The organism is Sphingomonas sp. LY29 (assembly GCF_035593985.1).
GTDB lineage: Bacteria > Pseudomonadota > Alphaproteobacteria > Sphingomonadales > Sphingomonadaceae > Sphingomicrobium.
In genome coordinates this window covers 1,782,082-1,798,018 of the sequence record NZ_CP141587.1, presented here as the reverse complement: position 1 = coordinate 1,798,018, position 15,937 = coordinate 1,782,082, and the positions used below count along the sequence as shown (strand labels likewise).

The window sequence follows — 15,937 nt, the reverse complement described above, 5'->3', positions numbered from 1 at the left end:
CGTAGATGAGGCGCGCCCCGGCTTTATCAAGCGGTGCAGCGAAATCCGTCGAACAGCCGGCGGTGGGAGGCGAGGATGCGCGCAATGTCGGAGGGCTGTGGAGTGGCATCCTCTTCGCCGCGCTCGTAGGTCCCTCCGAGCAGGATGCCGTCGCCCCGCGGGAACATGTAGCCGGCATCGCCGGTGAAGGCGTAGCGCACGTCATGCTGTGGCTGGAGCACCGCCAATTGACCGCGCACCGGCGTCAGCATGTCGTCGCCGACAAGCGTTCGCGCTCCGATCCCGGTGCAGTTGAAAACCAGCTTTTCCTCTAGCGCTGCAATGTCGGCGAGCGTTTCGAACTTGCGGATTCGGATGCTCCCGCCGGCCCGCAGCACCTCATCGCTCAGCCACGCCATGAAGCGGGGCGTCTCGACGTACATCGTGTCAAACCGCACGATATGCTCGACCGGAAAAGGATGTTCGTCGCGGCGCAATTGACGGGCGTTTGCATGATATTGGTTGAGCCAATCGTCGGCGAACGCGGCGTTGCGCGATTGCTCGTAGGTCGGCAGCCAGCGAATTCCGTAGCGATCTCCGACCAGCGACTGGAACCGCGTCCAGCTATAGGCCATCGCTGCCTGAAATTGCGCCATCCACGCCGGCGTCACCATGTTTTCGCGAAAGTGGCCGAACGGCGAAACTTGCCCGCCGGCGACGGCCGAGGTGGTCTGCGGCGGAAGGGCCGCCGTGTAGAGCCGCACAGGAAAGCCGGCTTCCTGCACCAACCGCGCGGTCGTCAGGCCCATCACACCGCTGCCAATCACCGCGACCGGTCCCGAATGACCGGGAAGACCGAGGTCGGCCGCGAGCCGCGAGCTTCCCCAGCTGAGCGTAATTCCCGCGCCGCCATGCCCGTAGTTGTGAACCAGCGCCTTGTCGCCGAGCGCCTCGCGCCGGACGACGAAGCCCGCCGCGCGATAGGGACGCAGCCCCGCGACGGTGCGGATGATCCTTCCTTCATCGACGGTCACCGGCCGCAGCGGTGAACAGCCAGGCTCCGGCGTGACGGTCGCGCAGCCGGTAAGCGCCACCGCGCCCGAACCTATCAACATTGAGCGGCGATCGATCAGCATGCCGCCACGCTAGCGCGTCTTAGTTGGCGCTCTCAACCGTTTCGACGGTCAACCGGTCGTTGGTGAACACGCACACCTCGGCGGCGATTGCCATGGCGCGGCGAGCGAGCTTTTCCGGGTCGGGTTCATAGTCCGATAGCGCCTTGGCCGCAGCGAGGGCGTAGTTGCCGCCCGACCCGATCGCGGCGATCCCACCCTCGGGCTCGAGCACGTCGCCGTTGCCGGTCAGGATGAGCAACGTCTCGGCATCGGCGACGATCATCATCGCCTCCAAATTGCGAAGATATTTGTCGGTGCGCCAGTCCTTGGCGAGTTCGACCGCTGCGCGGAGCAGCTGGCCGCGATGCGCCTCAAGCTTCTTTTCCAGCCGTTCGAACAGGGTGAAGGCATCGGCGGTCGCGCCGGCGAATCCGCCGATCACCGCGCCCTCGGCACCGAGCCGGCGGACCTTCTTGGCATTGGGCTTCATCACCGTATTGCCCATGCTGACCTGGCCGTCGCCGGCGATGACGGTGCGCCCGTTCGCCTTGACACCCAGGATCGTCGTTCCGTGCCAGCTTTCCATGCCTGCTCCCATCTTCAGGGGCGCGATGTGGGTGCGGCGGCGGCGGGGCGCAAGCTAGCGGCTGTGTGCGGTGAGGAAGGCGACGCTGTCGGCCAGCGCGGGCGTCGACCCGCGAAACAGCGGGGACAACGACTTGACCGTGTCGACGTGGCTCTTGCCCGGATACAGCCGCAAATCGACCGGCGCGCCGAGGCGACGAAGGCGGTCGGCGAGCTTCTGGCTGTTATAGGGGCGCACGACCGTGTCGGCGGTACCGTGCCCCAGCAGCATCGGCGGTGCGTCGGCGCGCGCGAAGCTGATCGGCTGCGTTTCCTCCGGCCGCGGCCAACGCCCAAGCGCATCGCGCCCACGCGATTCGGTGAAGGGGTAGAAATCATACGGTCCCGACAGCAGCGCCGCCGCGCGGACGATCGCGGGATCGACCCCGACGTCGCGAAGATAATGGCGGTCGAGCGTCAGCATCGCGGCGATGTAGGCGCCCGCCGAATGGCCCGACAGACTGATCCGGCGCGGGTCGCCGCCATATTGGGCGACGTGGTCGCGCACCCATTTCATCGCGAGCGCGCCGTCCTGAATGAAGGTCGGGAAGCGGACCTGCGGCACCAGCCGGTAGTCCGCGACCACCGCGACGAACCCGCGCGCCGCGAATGCGCGGGCGGCGAAGCCATAGTCGCCGCGCTCCCCCGCGACCCAGCCGCCCCCGTAGAAGAAGACGACCACAGGGAGCGGAGCGGTCGAGCGCGTGCGCGGGACCCACACGTCGAGCAGGTGACGCGGGTCGGGGCCGAACCGTACCCCGCCTGCCGCAAGCCGGGCGCGATCGCCGCTGACCTTGCTTGCGGAATCGAGCAGTCTGACGGGGGAGCAGGCGGCCAGTCCGGCGAACAGTCCTGCGCCCAAAATCGATCTACGCTTCAACGCGGCACCCTTGCTTCATCGCCCCGCGGACGCGAGGACCCGGACGTACTACGTTTGCAAACGCGTGCCGGGTCCCCGCTGTCGTGGCGACGACGTGCCGCTTACTTCTCGACGTCCTTCACTTTTCCCCATGTCCGCGCGGCGGTGTAGCCAAGGTAGCCGGTGCCGAAGAGCGCATAGAGTTCTTCCGGGATGCCACGAAGATAGGCGGTCATCCCTTGCCCGATTCCCTTCGCCATGGCGGGATCGGCCGCCGCGATCAGCCCCATCGGGATCGCCCACAGGATGAGTGTGTACATCGTGTAGAGAAACGCCGGACGGGCGCGGCTTGTCCACGGGTCGGCCGAGGCGGCCTCGGTCATGATCGCCTGCATCTGCGCGGCGACGGCGGCGAGTTCCTGGTCGCCCTGCAGCTTGATCAGTTCGAGCTTGGCGCGGTCGCGCGCCGCGGGATCGGGAATGATCTTGTCGATCAGCTTCGCAACGGGCGCGATGATTGCATCGAAAATGGCCATGGGAAGTCTCCTGTCTTAAGTTCACAAAGTTCGTGGAGTGAGGCGCGTTTTGCGCGGTGATTTGCGAACTTTAGCCGATGCGGTTCGCGAGCCAGCCGTAGAGGAACGCCTCGTTGGCGGGCCGCTTCTCTGCCAGCCGGAGGTAGCGTTCCCCCTGAAGCGCTTCGAGCGCGCGGAGCAGCACGGTCTCTCCGCCAGCCTCTCCGCGCACGTCAAGAAAAGCATCAAGCGCACCCAACGTTCGTGGCCCGACTCGCCCGTCAGGAACCAGATCGGCGAAATCCTTGCCATTGCGGTTGAGCGCAGTCAGCGCCCGCTGGAGGAAGTTGGTCGCGACGGCAGGACCCATATTGGCGCCGGTGTCGAACAGTTCGGCCGCGACGCGCGCGGCGCGCTTCGCCACTTGGTCGAACTTCGGCCGCAACCAGTAGAGCCGGCGATAGATGGCCGCCGCCTCTTCGCGAGGGAGCCGGGCGATCGCCCCGGCGTAGCCATGCGCACGCGCCACTGCCTCGGTAATCCCGAACCGGGTCGCCCCGCCGCGATCGGCAGAATGATCGACATAGCCCCCTTCGCGCTCGATCAGTCCATCGATCAATTCGTCAACGTTGCACGCATCCATCTTACTCTCCCGGTTTATTCGGCGAGAGTTCGTTATCCTAATTGGTTCGCTGTAGGACAGGGCCCGGGAGTTCGGAGTCGGATTCTTCCCATTGCCGCGCGTGAGCGGGCGTGACAGTCTGCCGGAATGGATCATGCGACCCCGAACCTGCCCGCCCGCGACTTCAGCGCGACCTCGTCCTTTTATGGCGCGATCGGGTTCGTCGAGGGGTGGCGCGACAGTGGCTGGATGATTCTGAAGCGCGGCGGGATGACGCTGGAATTCTTTCCCTTTCCCGATCTCGACCCGTTGAGCAGCAGCTTCGGTGCCTGTTTGCGGGTCGACGACCTCGACGAGTTATACGCCGCCTGCCGCGCCGCCGGGATTCCCGAACAGCGCGGCGGCCAGCCGCGGCTCAACCCGCCACGGCGCGAGGCGAGCGGGCTGACGATCGCCTACATGGTCGATCCCGACGGCTCGCTGATCCGGATGGTGCAAAATTAGCGCCTCGCCGCGCCCGGATTCCCGCCCTGCCGTAGCGTCACTGTTGCAATCGCATCACTTGTCCTGATTCCGCCCGCACGGCATGAAGAGGGCAATGCCGCGCAACGACGCGGCCAGGGGAGGATGCATCCAATGACCACCAAGAAGCTCTTTGCCGCGAGCCTTCTCGCCGCCAGCATGTTGACGATCGCCACGCCCGCATCGGCGCAGCGCATCGAACGGATCGTCGCGTTCGGCGACAGCTATGCCGACGACGGCAATTTCTTCCAGCTGACCGGGATCAACCCGGCCTCGACCATCGTCTATCCGACCGGCCGTTTTTCGGGCGGCACCAACTATATCGATACGCTGGGCACGATCCTGGGCGTTCCGATCGACAATTTCGCGATTGGCGGCGCGCTGACCGACAACCGCAACACCAACGGCCCGCCGCTGGGCTTCATCACCGAATATAACAGCTTCCTCGCCGGGGGCGGCCCCGCCGCCTTCCCACGCGTCAGCGGCACCTTCGGTGCCAACGACCTGCTGGCCGTGTCGGTCGGCGGCAACGACGCGCGCTTCTATCAGCAGACCGGCGGCACCGCCGCTGGCGCGCAGGCCGCCGCGACGACCTCCGCCGCCTTTGCGACCACCGGCCTCAACGCACTGGTCAACGCCGGTGCGCGCAACATCAGCTTCCTGGCCGGCGACACCGGGCGCCTGCCCGAGATCGCGTCGAACCCGACCGGCGCGGCGATCCGCAGCAGCTATTCGGCGACGTTCAACAACGCGCTGCAATCGACGCTGGCCGGCTATGCCGCCAACGGCGTGACGGTCCATTACCTCGATCTCAACCGCCTGCTCGACCAGGTCACCGCCGACTTTGCCGGTTACGGCCTGACCGGGCTCGCCTGCCCGGCCTTCCCGAACACCACCTGCATCGCCGGATCGGCCAATCCCTTCCTGTTCTATGGCGACCAGCTTCACCTGACCTCGGCCGGCTATGCGATCGTCGGTCGCTATATCGCCGCGCAGCTGACCGCACCGCTGACGCTTCAGGCGCCGTCGGACCTCGGCCTCGACGTGGCGCGCCAGTTCGGCCGCACGCTCACCGCTCGCCTCGACGGCGGCGCGCCGCGTGACGGCGACCTGCCCGAAGGCGTCAAGGTGTTCGCGGTCGGCGACGGCTTCGCCCGCCGCCTCGATCGCGGCCAGTATAACGACGAGTTCCGCGCGAGCGGCGTCGGCGGAACGCTGGGCGTCGAAGTCGGCTTTGGTTCGGGCGTCGCCGGTCTTGCCGGCAACGTCAGCAAGGCGCGCGCCAACTTCGGGAACGATGCGGCCGACGTCGACACCCGTTCCTATCAAGTCGGCGGCTATGTTGGCTTCGGCATCGCCGGCGCCTTTGCACAGGGCTATGCCGGCTATGGCTGGGACCGCCACGACATCCAGCGCACCGGCGTCGTCGAAGGCATGGACGCGGAGGCCGACGGCAACCACTTCCTCGCCGGCGGCAAGGTCGGTTACCTCGCCAACGTCGGCAATTTCCGCGCCGGCCCGGTGGTCGCGCTCGATTATGCCCGCGCCAAGGTCGACGGCTATACCGAGGAAGGCGACGATGCGCTGACGCTCGACGTTTCGTCGATCCGCTACTCCTCGCTCCGCGGCAGCGCGGGCCTGGAAGTTCGCGGTGACTTCGGCGGCAACGGCGTGCAATTCCGCCCCTACGCCTCGGCAATGGTCGAAAAGGACTTCACCGGCGACGAGCGCACGATCCGCTACGCGCAGACGGCCTCGCCGATCATCGTCAACAGCTTTGCGTTCGAGGACGGATCGAAGAAGCTCTACGGCCGCTTCAATGCGGGCTTCAGCGCCGCCATCCTCAGCAACGTTAGCCTCGACGTGTCGGGATCGGCGACGGTCGGCAAGGACCAGGGCGAGGAAACCTCGGCACAGCTGGGCGTGCGCATCGGCTTCTGACCTCACGGGTCATGACAAAAGGAAGGGGCGGCCGGAAACGGTCGCCCTTTTCGTTAGCGGCGTCGCGCGCGGTAGATGAGGAATGCGCCGAGCCCGGCCAGCAGCGCGCCGCGAAGCGCCCACGGCCGCTGGTCGATCATGAAGCCGGACGACGGCCAGTCGACGACGCCAGTGCCTTGTCCGATCCACAGCAATCCCATCAACAGGGCAGCGATGCCGGCGATGAGCAGGATCGTCTTCACGCTGCGCATTCCTGCAGGATCTGCTGCGCCTCGGGCGAGGCGGGGACCGGCAAGCCGGGGCCGTTGCTGACGCCGATCTGGACCACGCCGCCGCCGGCAAAGGCGCGGGCGACCGCGCGGGTTTCATCGCCGGGTTTGACGATCGCCTGCCAATAGGCCTCGCCCGCCTTGGGCGAGACGCCGCGGACGGGAAGCGAGGAGGCGGAGCCGTTGCCGGTGAAACTGAGGGTGCCCTTTTCCCCGTCGGGAGCCAGCGCGCCGCGGGTCACCACCAGTTCGCGCCCGCCGCCATTGGCCGGACGACATTGAACCGAGAATGACGGGGCGTCGCCCGCCGCACCGAAGGTCGCGAGCTTCTCGGTGCCGTTGAGCGTCCACAGCATCCCGTTCTGCGGAAGCGGGGTCGACTCCTGCACCGCGGCCTCGGCCGCCGCCGCGTTGGCGGGTGCGGCAAGGCCTTCAGCGCCGGCATCGCCGAGCATTTCCTCCGAGGGAGCGGCGGCATCCTCGGCGACCGGATCGCTGCCGGTGCAGGCGACGAGGACGATGGCGAGGACGAACGGGGTGATGGGAAGATATTTGAGCATTTCAGCCGCCTAACGCGTCGCGGCCCAAGCGTATCCCGCACTGCCGCAATGGCTGTCCCGCGACTGGACGAGGGCGGCTACCAGCGCTTGGTCGGAATGTTGCTCTTCCACTGGGTCTGCTGCATCCGCTGGTTGAACGAGCGGGCGAAACAGCCGGTGTGTCCCGCCGGTCCGACCGGACCGCAACTGTCGACGCCCGCCTCCCCGCCTTCGGCCCAGCGGTGCCGCTCCCGCATCACGCTTTCGACGCCGGCGTCGGGGTCCCAGCCCTTGTCGCGATCGGGCATCCGGTAGCGCTCGCGCTGGCCGCGGCGTCCGCATACGACGGCATCGGCACCCTTAAGGTCGCGCCCGCACTCCTGCGCAGCGACCGCACCGGCGACGTCGAGCGGCGCTGACTGCATCAGCGCAAGGGCAAGCAACATCGCCATGGCGCGACGCTACGGCCCCGCGCGCGATGCGCAAGCCTCAGCGGCCGAACTTGGTCCGGCCCTGTTTGCCGAAGCGGCCCTTGCGGGTCCCCGGCTTGCCCTCGGTCGAATTGCCCGCGAAGCGCGGCGCGCGGCGTTCCTGGTGTGGAAGGCCGAGGTCGTCTTCCTCAAGCTTGCGGATTTCGTCGCGAAGCCGGCCCGCCTCCTCGAACTCGAGGTCGGCGGCGGCCTTGCGCATGCGGCTTTCGAGGTCGGCGATATAGGCCTTGAGGTTGTGCCCGACGAGGTGCGGGCGATCCTCGTCACCGGTGCCGATGACGACCCCGTCGCGCGTCGAGACGTGCGCAATAATGTCGGCGATGTCGCGCTTGATGGTGGCCGGCGTGATGCCGTGCTCGACGTTATACGCTTCCTGCTTTTCGCGGCGGCGGCCGGTTTCGGCCAGCGCGCGCTCCATGCTGCCGGTCGTGCGGTCGGCATAGAGGATGACGCGGCCGTCGATGTTGCGCGCGGCGCGGCCGATGGTCTGAATCAGCGACGTCTCGGAGCGAAGGAAGCCCTCCTTGTCGGCGTCGAGGATCGCGACCAGGCCGCACTCGGGAATGTCGAGACCTTCGCGCAGCAGGTTGATGCCGACCAGCACGTCGTAGACTCCCAGCCGAAGGTCACGGATCAGCTCGATGCGCTCCAGCGTCTCCACGTCGGAGTGCATGTAGCGGACGCGCAGCCCTGCCTCGTGCAGATATTCGGTCAGATCCTCGGCCATGCGCTTGGTCAGCGTGGTGACCAGCGTGCGATAGCCCGCCGCGGCGACCTTCTTGGCTTCGTGGACGAGGTCGTCGACCTGGTCCTCGACCGGCTTGATCTCGACCGGCGGGTCAATCAGCCCGGTCGGGCGGATGACCTGTTCGGAGAAGACGCCGCCGGTCGCCTCCATCTCCCAATTGCCAGGGGTCGCCGATACGAACACCGACTGCGGGCGCATCGCGTCCCATTCGTTGAAGCGCAGCGGGCGGTTGTCGATACAGCTCGGCAGGCGGAAGCCATATTCGGCGAGCGTGATCTTGCGACGGTGATCGCCCTTCGCCATCGCGCCGATCTGCGGCACCGTCTGGTGGCTTTCGTCGACGAACAGCAGCGCGTTGTCGGGCAGATATTCGAACAGCGTGGGCGGCGGCTCGCCCGGCAGGCGGCCGGTCAGGAAGCGGCTGTAATTCTCGATTCCTGCGCACGACCCGGTCGCGGCGATCATCTCCAGGTCGAAGTTGGTGCGCTGCTCGATCCGCTGATGCTCGATCAGCTTGCCCTCGGCCTCCAGCTCCTTCAGCCGCTCCTCCAGCTCGTGCCGGATCGCGCCCATCGCCTGCTTCAGCGTCGGGCCGGGGGTCACATAGTGGCTGTTGGCGTAGACCTTCACGTAATCGAGGCTGGCGACCTTCTTGCCGGTGAGCGGATCGAATTCGACGATCTCCTCGACCTCGTCGCCGAAGAAGGAGACGCGCCACGCCGTGTCCTCATAGTGCGACGGGAAGATTTCCAGATTGTCGCCCTTCACCCGGAAATTGCCTCGGGCGAAGGCGGCGTCGTTGCGCTTGTACTGAAGCGCGACCAGCTTGCGGATGATCTCGCGCTGGTCGGCCGACTGGCCCTTCTTCAGGTCGAAGATCATCGCCGAATAGGTTTCGACCGAGCCGATACCGTAGAGGCACGACACCGAGGCGACGATGATGACGTCGTCGCGCTCGAGCAGCGATCGGGTGGCCGAGTGGCGCATCCGGTCGATCGCCTCGTTCACGGAGCTTTCCTTCTCGATGTAGGTGTCTGACCGCGGCACATAGGCCTCGGGCTGATAATAATCGTAGTAGCTGACGAAATATTCGACCGCATTGTCGGGAAAGAAGCTCTTGAATTCACCATAGAGCTGCGCCGCAAGAATTTTGTTGGGCGCGAGGATCAGCGCGGGGCGCTGCACCGCCTCGATCACCTTGGCCATGGTGAACGTCTTGCCCGACCCGGTGACGCCGAGCAGCACCTGGTTCATCTCGCCGCCGTTGCGGATCCCGTCGACCAGCTCGGCAATCGCGGTCGGCTGGTCCCCTGCCGGTTCATAGTCCGACTTGATCACGAACCGGCGCCCGCCCTCCGCCTTTGTGGGGCGCTGCGGGCGGTGGGGAACGAAGGTTTCGCCGGTCTCGGGCTCGGACAGGCTGGTACGGATCTGGATGGCCATGGCCGCGAATATGGGTGCGACATCGGCCAACGGCAATTGTAATGGCGATGCTTGTGGATATGCTGGCGGCCAAGGGGCCCATCTTCGACGCCCCAACAGGGGAGTTATCCATGCGTCTTATCGCCATCACCGCCATGTCCGTCCTTGCCGCCTCGTGCGGAAGCGAGGCGCCGCCGCCACCCGCGCCCGAAAAGGCAGCGCAGCTTCAGGCCGGCGAATATGAAGTGACCGGCGAAGTGCTGAAGCTCGCGTCGCTCGACAAGACCACGCCGGGCACCGCCTACAAGGCCAAGGGCGAGAAGACGACGCGCCGCGCCTGCGTTGCCGCCGACGGCACGATCGACCCGGCGATGTTCGTCGAAAAGGGCGACAAGTGTACCGTCCAGAACAGCTACGTCCGCTCGGGCCGGATCTCGATCCAGTACGGCTGCACCCGGTCGGGCAAGGGCGCGGTCCAGGCGGGCGCCGACGGCAATTACACTGCCGACGGGTTCGAAGCGCTGGTCACCGCCGCCTCGACTTTCACCGGAACGGGCGATTACGAACTTCAGGAAAAGGTCACCGGCAAGCGCGTCGGCGCCTGCCCCGCCCCCGCCGCGGGCTAAATGATCAGACGGTCGACGGGGTCTGGGGCAGCGATGCCTCGGCCCCGTCGTCCCGTTCGGCGCGACGGCCGAGCCAGAAGATCGCGCCCATCGCCAGCATCGCCGCGACCGGCAGGCCGTTGATCGGCGGATAGAGGCGGAACACACCGCCGACGTGCACCAGCGACAAGAGGAACACGACGACGCCAAGGCCAAGACGCCGCGCGTCGCCGATCAGCCATGCCACGGCCAATCCCAAGAGAATGCAATCGTAGGTCAGCAGGTAGGGCGGCAGCAGCAGAGTCCCCGCCGCGAGGATGGCGACCTTGCCCGGATGGTCGCCGCGCCAGGCCAGCCAGACCATGGTCGCAGCTCCCAGCGCGACAAGGCCGTGCGCGACCCACGCCGCGTCCGCGCCCACGCCGAGCGACCGGACCAGTGCGTAGACGCTCGCCAGTTCGGCCCAGGGCCAGCGGTCGGTCGCGACGAAGTTGGCGTGCTCGGCGAGCAGCGCGAAGAAGGCGGTGTAACCGTCAAGACCGAGCACGAGCAGCCCGGCCAGCAGCGCCACGGCGGCCGAGGTCGCACCGCCAAGGATCGCGTGCCACTGCCGGCCGGCGATCATCGCGACGGGAAGCATCAGCGCCAGTTGCGGCTTGATCACCAGTAGGCCGATGATCGCCCCGGCCAAGAACGGCCGGCGATCGAGCAGCGCGGCCCCGCCCATGAACAGGCCTGAAGTCAGGAATGCATTCTGGCCGATAAAGCCGTTGATGAGGACGCCCGGCTGGGAGAGCGCGATCGACGGAGCCATCCACCGCCGCGACGCGAATAAGTAGAACGCCCCCGTCAGCACCGTCCACACGATGAACGACGGGCCGAACGGCAGCGCCCCGAACGGTGCGACCAGCAGCGCGAATGGCGGCGGATAGGGAAAGGGCATCAACCCGGGCTCGACGACGAGGCTTTCGACCGCGCGATGCGCCGCGATGTCGTAGATATCCGCTCCGGCGCCGCCCAGGACCATCTTTCCCGCCGCCCAATAAGCGAGGAAATCGACCGCCTTGGGGTCGGTCAGCAGGATCCAGAAGACGTTGAGGATGACGCCGCCGAACAGCGCCGCGATGACGAATGCGGCATTTCGAATCGCCCGTTCCCGCAAAACGCCTTCCCCCTTCGCGTCCGGCGCTCACCGGTCCGATATCGCAGCCTTAGCCTGCTCGCGGTTAATGCACGGTTTGCCACAGAGCGGGACACCGAATTTTTCACGGTCCGTCGTTTTTCATCTTGTGTTTCGCGCGCATTCAGCCACTATCTGTTGTGTAGCGACGGGGGTCACTCTCAACTAATTGTGGTTGGGGCGGAAGATGCTTATCTTCCGCATGAGGCTGCTCGTGCCCTGTGGATATCGGGGACGAGCCGCCGAAAGAGGCGCAATGCCGCTGCAAATAGGCTAGGCTGGCCGCCATGGCACCGAGTCGAACAGATATAGAACAGGCCGTCATCGAACGGCCCAGCGGACGGGGAATGACGATGGATTTTGCAAGCTCGAGCGATGTCGGCGCGGACGATGTGCTGGTCACCGATGCGGCGCCCAAGCGCGACAGCAAGACGATCGACGCTCGCGCGTTCGACGTCGTCACCGATTCGACCCGCGACGCCCTGCTGACCGAGTTCGGCAAGGACACGCTTCGCGACCGTTATCTGCTTCCGGGCGAATCCTACCAGGACCTGTTTGCGCGCGTCGCGTCGGCCTACGCCGACGACCAGGACCATGCGCAGCGCGTCTATGACTATATCTCCAAGCTGTGGTTCATGCCCGCGACCCCGGTCCTGTCGAACGGCGGCACCGGCCGCGGCCTGCCGATCAGCTGCTACCTCAACTCGGTCAGTGACAGCCTCAACGGCATCGTCGACACGTGGAACGAGAATGTCTGGCTGGCGTCGAAGGGCGGCGGCATCGGCACTTATTGGGGCGCGGTGCGCGGCATCGGCGAGCCGGTCGGCCTGAACGGCAAGACCAGCGGGATCATCCCATTCGTCCGCGTGATGGACAGCCTGACGCTGGCGATCAGCCAGGGCTCGCTGCGCCGTGGGTCGGCCGCGGTCTATCTCGACATCTCGCACCCCGAGATCGAGGAGTTCCTGGAGATCCGCAAGCCGTCGGGCGACTTCAACCGCAAGGCGCTCAACCTGCACCACGGCGTCCTGATCACCGACGACTTCATGGACGCGGTCCGCTCGGGCGAGGACTTCATCCTTCGCTCGCCCAAGGACGGCAGCGAGCGCGGCAAGGTCCACGCCCGCTCGCTGTTCCAGAAGCTGGTCGAAACCCGCCTCGCCACCGGCGAGCCGTACATCGTGTTCGCCGACACGGTGAACAAGAACATGCCAAAGCATCATCGCGACCTTGGCCTCAAGGTGTCGACGTCGAACCTGTGCAGCGAAATCACGCTTCCGACCGGCAAGGACCACCTTGGCGCCGATCGTACCGCGGTGTGCTGCCTCTCCAGCCTCAACCTGGAAACCTGGGACGAGTGGAACGGCGACAAGCAGTTCATCGAGGACGTGATGCGCTTCCTCGACAACGTCCTGTCCGACTATATCGCCCGCGCCCCCGACGAGATGGCACGCGCCAAGTACAGCTGCGAGCGCGAGCGCTCGGTCGGGCTTGGCGTGATGGGCTTCCACAGCTTCCTGCAGGCGCGCGGCCTTCCGTTCGAAGGCGCGATGGCGAAGTCGCTCAACCTGAAGATCTTCAAGCATGTCCGCGCGCAGGTCGACCAGGCATCGATGATGCTGGCGCAGGAGCGCGGACCGTGCCCCGACGCCGCCGACATGGGCGTGATGGAGCGCTTCAGCTGCAAGATGGCGATCGCGCCGACCGCGTCGATCAGCATCATCTGCGGCGGCACCAGCGCCTGCATCGAGCCGATCCCGGCGAACATCTACACCCACAAGACCCTGTCGGGCAGCTTCTCGATCCGCAATCCGTACCTGGAAAAGCTGCTGACCGAGAAGCACAAGAACAGTGACGCGGTGTGGAATTCGATCCTGGAGCAGGGCGGCAGCGTCGCCCACCTCGACTTCCTGACGTCGGAAGAAAAGGACACCTACAAGACCAGCTTCGAGATCGACCAGCGCTGGCTGCTCGAGCTTGCCGGCGACCGCACGCCTTATATCGACCAGGCGCAGTCGCTGAACCTGTTCATCCCCGCCGACGTCGACAAGTGGGACCTGATGATGCTGCACTTCCGCGCGTGGGAACTTGGCATCAAGTCGCTCTACTACTTGCGGTCGAAGAGCGTGCAGCGTGCTGGCTTCGCGGGCGGAGTCGAAGCCGACAACACCGCCGAGCCGGCCAAGTACCAGCTGCCAACGACCGACTATGACGAATGTCTGGCCTGCCAGTAAGATGCGCAAGGAACTAGGCGAACTTCGGGACACCTACCGCCAGGTCGGCGGCCGCCGCTTCTGGGCGATCGTCATCCCCTCGGTGGTGTGGGCGCTGGCGGGCGTGTGGCTCGACGGCGCGGTCACCTGGCCGACGCAATGCGACGTGTCGGGCGCGGGCGACCTCGGCTACGTCCAGAAGCTGGGCTGCAGCGCACGGCTGCTGTCGGGCGGCGGTGCGGAGATTGGCATGTTCGTCTGGCTGTGGGCGCTGCCCGCGCTGGCGGCGATCGGCCTCATCTGGTTCGCGATCATCCGGCGCAAGGGACCGACCGCGCCGTGACCAGCCTCGCCGACATCGGCCTTGCGACCTTCATCATGCTCGGCGCCGCTGCGATCGCACTGGTGATCGGTGTGACGTTGCTCGCGCGCTCGCGCCGCGGCAGCGAAGCGGGAATGGTCGTTCGGCGGATGTCGGGAACGATGCTGACCGCCTTGGGCGTGCTGCTGGTAATCTTCGCGGTCGGGCTCGCCGGCCGGCCGGGCGCGGCATGACCGTGGCCTTCCCTACCCTTCCCAGCGATCCCACGCAACGCGCCGGCCTGGCGCTTGGCGCGGGCGGGCTGCTGATCGTCGCCGCGCTGCTGCTGGCCCAAGCGGCCGACCCGCCGCTTCGCCTTGGCGGCCTTGGCGACGCCAATCCCGCCGCGGGGCTGCTATTCGTGATGGCGGGCGGCGTCCTATGGCTGTCGGCGCGCCAGCCGAAGCTTCGCCGCCTCGTCTCGCTGTTCGCCGGGCTCGGCCTCCTCGCGCTCGCGCTGCCGCTGCTGGTTCGTCCCTTCTTCCCCGGAGCCGCCGGCTGATGGGGTATCGCACGCATCAATTCGATCCGAACGCCTATGAGGAGCAGGGTCCGCCGCTTCGTCCTTATAATTGGTTGCAGTGGGCCGGCGTCGCGATCGCCTCCGTCGGGGTGGCCCTGTTCGCGGCCTACCTGCTTGGCAAGATCGGCGTTCTGCCGCGATGGATGGACGATCCGTCACCGGCCTCGTTCATGCTGCCGATGTTCGGCGTCCTGCTGATCAACTCGCGCCGCGCCCCCGCCACGCCGGTCGACGAGCAGCAGACCGCTCGCAACCGCCGCGCCCTCATCATCATCGTCGCGCTTGGCGCCGTCGTCCTCGGCGCCGCCACCGCCATCGAATTTTCAGGAGTCTGACCCATGGGCCTTTTAGAAGCACGCAAGCAGTACAAGCCGTTCGAATACCCGTGGGCGTTCGACTTCTGGAAGCGGCAGCAGCAGATCCACTGGATGCCCGAGGAAGTGCCGCTGGGCGAGGATTGCCGCGACTGGGCGCAGAAGCTCAGCGACCATGAGCGCAACCTGCTGACGCAGATCTTCCGCTTCTTCACGCAGGCCGACGTCGAGGTGCAAGATTGCTACCACGAGAAGTACGGCCGCGTGTTCAAGCCGACCGAGATCAAGATGATGCTCGCCGCCTTCTCCAACATGGAGACGGTGCACATCGCCGCCTACAGCCACCTGCTCGACACCATCGGCATGCCCGAGAGCGAGTATGGCATGTTCCTTCAGTATAAGGAGATGAAGGACAAGCACGACTATCTGAACACCTTCGGCGTCGACACCGACGAGGACATCGCCAAGACGCTGGCGATGTTCGGCGGCTTCACCGAGGGGCTGCAGCTGTTCGCCAGCTTCGCGATGCTGATGAACTTCCCGCGCTTCAACAAGATGAAGGGCATGGGGCAGATCGTCAGCTGGTCGGTCCGCGACGAAAGCCTCCACTGCGAAGGCATCATCCGCCTCTATCACGCCTTCGTGAAGGAGCGCGATTGCCTGACCGCCAACGTCAAGGACGAGATCATGGACCAGTGCTTCAAGACCGTCCGTCTTGAAGACGCGTTCATCGACCTGGCGTTCGAGCACGGCCCGGTCGAAGGCATGACCGCCGACGATATCAAGGCGTACATCCGCTACATCGCCGACTGGCGCCTGGGCCAGCTGCACCTGCCGCCGATCTATCGGATCAAGGAGCACCCGCTCCCCTGGCTCGCCCCGCTGCTCAATGGTGTCGAGCACGCCAACTTCTTCGAAACCCGCGCGACGGAATATTCGAAGGCGGCCACCCGCGGCGACTGGAACGATGTCTGGAACCGCTTCGACGTCCGCCAGAAGGCCAAGGCGAGCAACGACGTTGCCGCCGAAGGTGCCGGTGAGGGCGAGGGGGACATGTTCAGCCGGGCTGGCGTGGCGGCGGAGTAGCTCGCCCGT

The 15,937-nt window shown here is 66.2% G+C and carries 19 protein-coding genes; 9 read left to right on the top strand and 10 right to left on the bottom strand.

Annotated elements, in window-relative coordinates; translation table 11 throughout:
• Nucleotides 1-26: 26 nt before the first annotated feature.
• The 5 genes from SH584_RS09125 to SH584_RS09105 form a co-directional block, all read right to left on the bottom strand.
• Nucleotides 27-1,094, bottom strand: a complete 1,068-nt coding sequence (locus tag SH584_RS09125) for an FAD-dependent oxidoreductase (protein WP_324806488.1) — start codon at nt 1,092-1,094, stop codon at nt 27-29.
• Nucleotides 1,095-1,134: 40 nt separating this feature from the next.
• The gene (hslV, locus tag SH584_RS09120) at nt 1,135-1,680 is read right to left on the bottom strand and encodes an ATP-dependent protease subunit HslV (protein ID WP_324806486.1); all 546 of its coding nucleotides are present in this window, start codon (nt 1,678-1,680) and stop codon (nt 1,135-1,137) included.
• A gap of 54 nt (nt 1,681-1,734) precedes the next feature.
• Nucleotides 1,735-2,598 carry an alpha/beta hydrolase gene (locus SH584_RS09115; RefSeq protein ID WP_324806484.1) on the bottom strand — a complete coding sequence of 288 codons (864 nt, stop codon included), beginning with the start codon at nt 2,596-2,598 and terminating at the stop codon, nt 1,735-1,737.
• Between the two features lie 101 nt (nt 2,599-2,699).
• Nucleotides 2,700-3,113, bottom strand: a complete 414-nt coding sequence (locus tag SH584_RS09110) for a holin family protein (RefSeq protein ID WP_324806482.1) — start codon at nt 3,111-3,113, stop codon at nt 2,700-2,702.
• 70 nt (nt 3,114-3,183) lie between these two features.
• The gene (locus SH584_RS09105) at nt 3,184-3,735 is read right to left on the bottom strand and encodes a glycoside hydrolase family 108 protein (RefSeq protein ID WP_324806480.1); all 552 of its coding nucleotides are present in this window, start codon (nt 3,733-3,735) and stop codon (nt 3,184-3,186) included.
• A gap of 126 nt (nt 3,736-3,861) precedes the next feature.
• Between SH584_RS09105 and SH584_RS09100 the strand changes: the two genes are divergently transcribed.
• Together SH584_RS09100 and SH584_RS09095 are read left to right on the top strand one after the other, a co-directional pair.
• A complete protein-coding gene (locus SH584_RS09100) occupies nt 3,862-4,218 on the top strand; it encodes a bleomycin resistance protein (RefSeq protein WP_324806478.1) in 357 nt (118 codons plus the stop codon).
• A gap of 132 nt (nt 4,219-4,350) precedes the next feature.
• Nucleotides 4,351-6,177: an autotransporter domain-containing protein gene (locus tag SH584_RS09095; RefSeq protein ID WP_324806476.1), complete on the top strand. Its 1,827-nt coding sequence runs from the start codon at nt 4,351-4,353 to the stop codon at nt 6,175-6,177.
• 53 nt (nt 6,178-6,230) lie between these two features.
• Here the strand turns inward: SH584_RS09095 and SH584_RS09090 are convergent, their stop codons facing one another.
• The 4 genes from SH584_RS09090 to uvrB all read right to left on the bottom strand — a co-directional run bounded on the left by SH584_RS09090 (nt 6,231) and on the right by uvrB (nt 9,667).
• The gene (locus tag SH584_RS09090) at nt 6,231-6,428 is read right to left on the bottom strand and encodes a hypothetical protein (protein ID WP_324806474.1); all 198 of its coding nucleotides are present in this window, start codon (nt 6,426-6,428) and stop codon (nt 6,231-6,233) included.
• A complete protein-coding gene (locus SH584_RS09085) occupies nt 6,416-7,006 on the bottom strand; it encodes a hypothetical protein (RefSeq protein ID WP_324806472.1) in 591 nt (196 codons plus the stop codon). The genes SH584_RS09090 and SH584_RS09085 overlap by 13 nt, the downstream gene beginning before the upstream one ends.
• A gap of 77 nt (nt 7,007-7,083) precedes the next feature.
• Complete coding sequence (locus tag SH584_RS09080; protein WP_324806470.1) at nt 7,084-7,437, bottom strand: hypothetical protein; 354 nt, start codon at nt 7,435-7,437, stop codon at nt 7,084-7,086.
• 37 nt (nt 7,438-7,474) lie between these two features.
• Nucleotides 7,475-9,667 (bottom strand): excinuclease ABC subunit UvrB, encoded by a 2,193-nt coding sequence (uvrB, locus tag SH584_RS09075; protein ID WP_324806467.1) that lies wholly within the window; start codon nt 9,665-9,667, stop codon nt 7,475-7,477.
• A 110-nt stretch (nt 9,668-9,777) separates the two neighbouring features.
• Between uvrB and SH584_RS09070 the strand changes: the two genes are divergently transcribed.
• Complete coding sequence (locus SH584_RS09070; protein WP_322841537.1) at nt 9,778-10,272, top strand: DUF3617 domain-containing protein; 495 nt, start codon at nt 9,778-9,780, stop codon at nt 10,270-10,272.
• Nucleotides 10,273-10,276: 4 nt separating this feature from the next.
• Here the strand turns inward: SH584_RS09070 and SH584_RS09065 are convergent, their stop codons facing one another.
• Nucleotides 10,277-11,413, bottom strand: a complete 1,137-nt coding sequence (locus SH584_RS09065; protein ID WP_324806465.1) for a glycosyltransferase family 87 protein — start codon at nt 11,411-11,413, stop codon at nt 10,277-10,279.
• Between the two features lie 371 nt (nt 11,414-11,784).
• On the opposite strand from SH584_RS09065, the gene SH584_RS09060 reads away from it, so the two are divergent.
• The 6 genes from SH584_RS09060 to SH584_RS09035 are packed head-to-tail and all read left to right on the top strand — an operon-like array spanning nt 11,785 to nt 15,928.
• Entirely contained in the window at nt 11,785-13,665 is a 1,881-nt protein-coding gene (locus tag SH584_RS09060; protein WP_324806463.1) for a ribonucleoside-diphosphate reductase subunit alpha, read from the top strand.
• 1 nt (nt 13,666) lies between these two features.
• On the top strand, nt 13,667-13,987 hold the full coding sequence (locus SH584_RS09055) for a hypothetical protein (protein WP_324806461.1): 321 nt from the start codon (nt 13,667-13,669) through the stop codon (nt 13,985-13,987).
• Nucleotides 13,984-14,199, top strand: coding sequence for a hypothetical protein (locus tag SH584_RS09050; RefSeq protein WP_324806459.1), 216 nt, complete (start codon nt 13,984-13,986; stop codon nt 14,197-14,199). Before SH584_RS09055 ends, SH584_RS09050 begins: the two co-directional genes overlap by 4 nt.
• A complete protein-coding gene (locus SH584_RS09045; protein WP_324806458.1) occupies nt 14,196-14,507 on the top strand; it encodes a hypothetical protein in 312 nt (103 codons plus the stop codon). The genes SH584_RS09050 and SH584_RS09045 overlap by 4 nt, the downstream gene beginning before the upstream one ends.
• The gene (locus tag SH584_RS09040) at nt 14,507-14,863 is read left to right on the top strand and encodes a hypothetical protein (protein WP_324806456.1); all 357 of its coding nucleotides are present in this window, start codon (nt 14,507-14,509) and stop codon (nt 14,861-14,863) included. The genes SH584_RS09045 and SH584_RS09040 overlap by 1 nt, the downstream gene beginning before the upstream one ends.
• 3 nt (nt 14,864-14,866) lie before the next feature.
• Complete coding sequence (locus tag SH584_RS09035; RefSeq protein ID WP_322841544.1) at nt 14,867-15,928, top strand: ribonucleotide-diphosphate reductase subunit beta; 1,062 nt, start codon at nt 14,867-14,869, stop codon at nt 15,926-15,928.
• Nucleotides 15,929-15,937: the final 9 nt, after the last annotated feature.

Excerpts from the sequence above, each read along its gene's own strand:
- SH584_RS09125 (WP_324806488.1), bottom strand. The coding sequence starts at position 1,094 with ATGTTGATAGGTTCGGGCGCGGTGGCGCTTACCGGCTGCGCGACCGTC.
- hslV (WP_324806486.1), bottom strand. The coding sequence starts at position 1,680 with ATGGAAAGCTGGCACGGAACGACGATCCTGGGTGTCAAGGCGAACGGG.
- SH584_RS09110 (WP_324806482.1), bottom strand. The coding sequence starts at position 3,113 with ATGGCCATTTTCGATGCAATCATCGCGCCCGTTGCGAAGCTGATCGAC.
- SH584_RS09105 (WP_324806480.1), bottom strand. The coding sequence starts at position 3,735 with ATGGATGCGTGCAACGTTGACGAATTGATCGATGGACTGATCGAGCGC.
- SH584_RS09100 (WP_324806478.1), top strand. The coding sequence starts at position 3,862 with ATGGATCATGCGACCCCGAACCTGCCCGCCCGCGACTTCAGCGCGACC.
- SH584_RS09095 (WP_324806476.1), top strand. The coding sequence starts at position 4,351 with ATGACCACCAAGAAGCTCTTTGCCGCGAGCCTTCTCGCCGCCAGCATG.
- SH584_RS09090 (WP_324806474.1), bottom strand. The coding sequence starts at position 6,428 with ATGCGCAGCGTGAAGACGATCCTGCTCATCGCCGGCATCGCTGCCCTG.
- SH584_RS09085 (WP_324806472.1), bottom strand. The coding sequence starts at position 7,006 with ATGCTCAAATATCTTCCCATCACCCCGTTCGTCCTCGCCATCGTCCTC.
- SH584_RS09080 (WP_324806470.1), bottom strand. The coding sequence starts at position 7,437 with ATGGCGATGTTGCTTGCCCTTGCGCTGATGCAGTCAGCGCCGCTCGAC.
- uvrB (WP_324806467.1), bottom strand. The coding sequence starts at position 9,667 with ATGGCCATCCAGATCCGTACCAGCCTGTCCGAGCCCGAGACCGGCGAA.
- SH584_RS09070 (WP_322841537.1), top strand. The coding sequence starts at position 9,778 with ATGCGTCTTATCGCCATCACCGCCATGTCCGTCCTTGCCGCCTCGTGC.
- SH584_RS09060 (WP_324806463.1), top strand. The coding sequence starts at position 11,785 with ATGGATTTTGCAAGCTCGAGCGATGTCGGCGCGGACGATGTGCTGGTC.
- SH584_RS09055 (WP_324806461.1), top strand. The coding sequence starts at position 13,667 with ATGCGCAAGGAACTAGGCGAACTTCGGGACACCTACCGCCAGGTCGGC.
- SH584_RS09045 (WP_324806458.1), top strand. The coding sequence starts at position 14,196 with ATGACCGTGGCCTTCCCTACCCTTCCCAGCGATCCCACGCAACGCGCC.
- SH584_RS09040 (WP_324806456.1), top strand. The coding sequence starts at position 14,507 with ATGGGGTATCGCACGCATCAATTCGATCCGAACGCCTATGAGGAGCAG.
- SH584_RS09035 (WP_322841544.1), top strand. The coding sequence starts at position 14,867 with ATGGGCCTTTTAGAAGCACGCAAGCAGTACAAGCCGTTCGAATACCCG.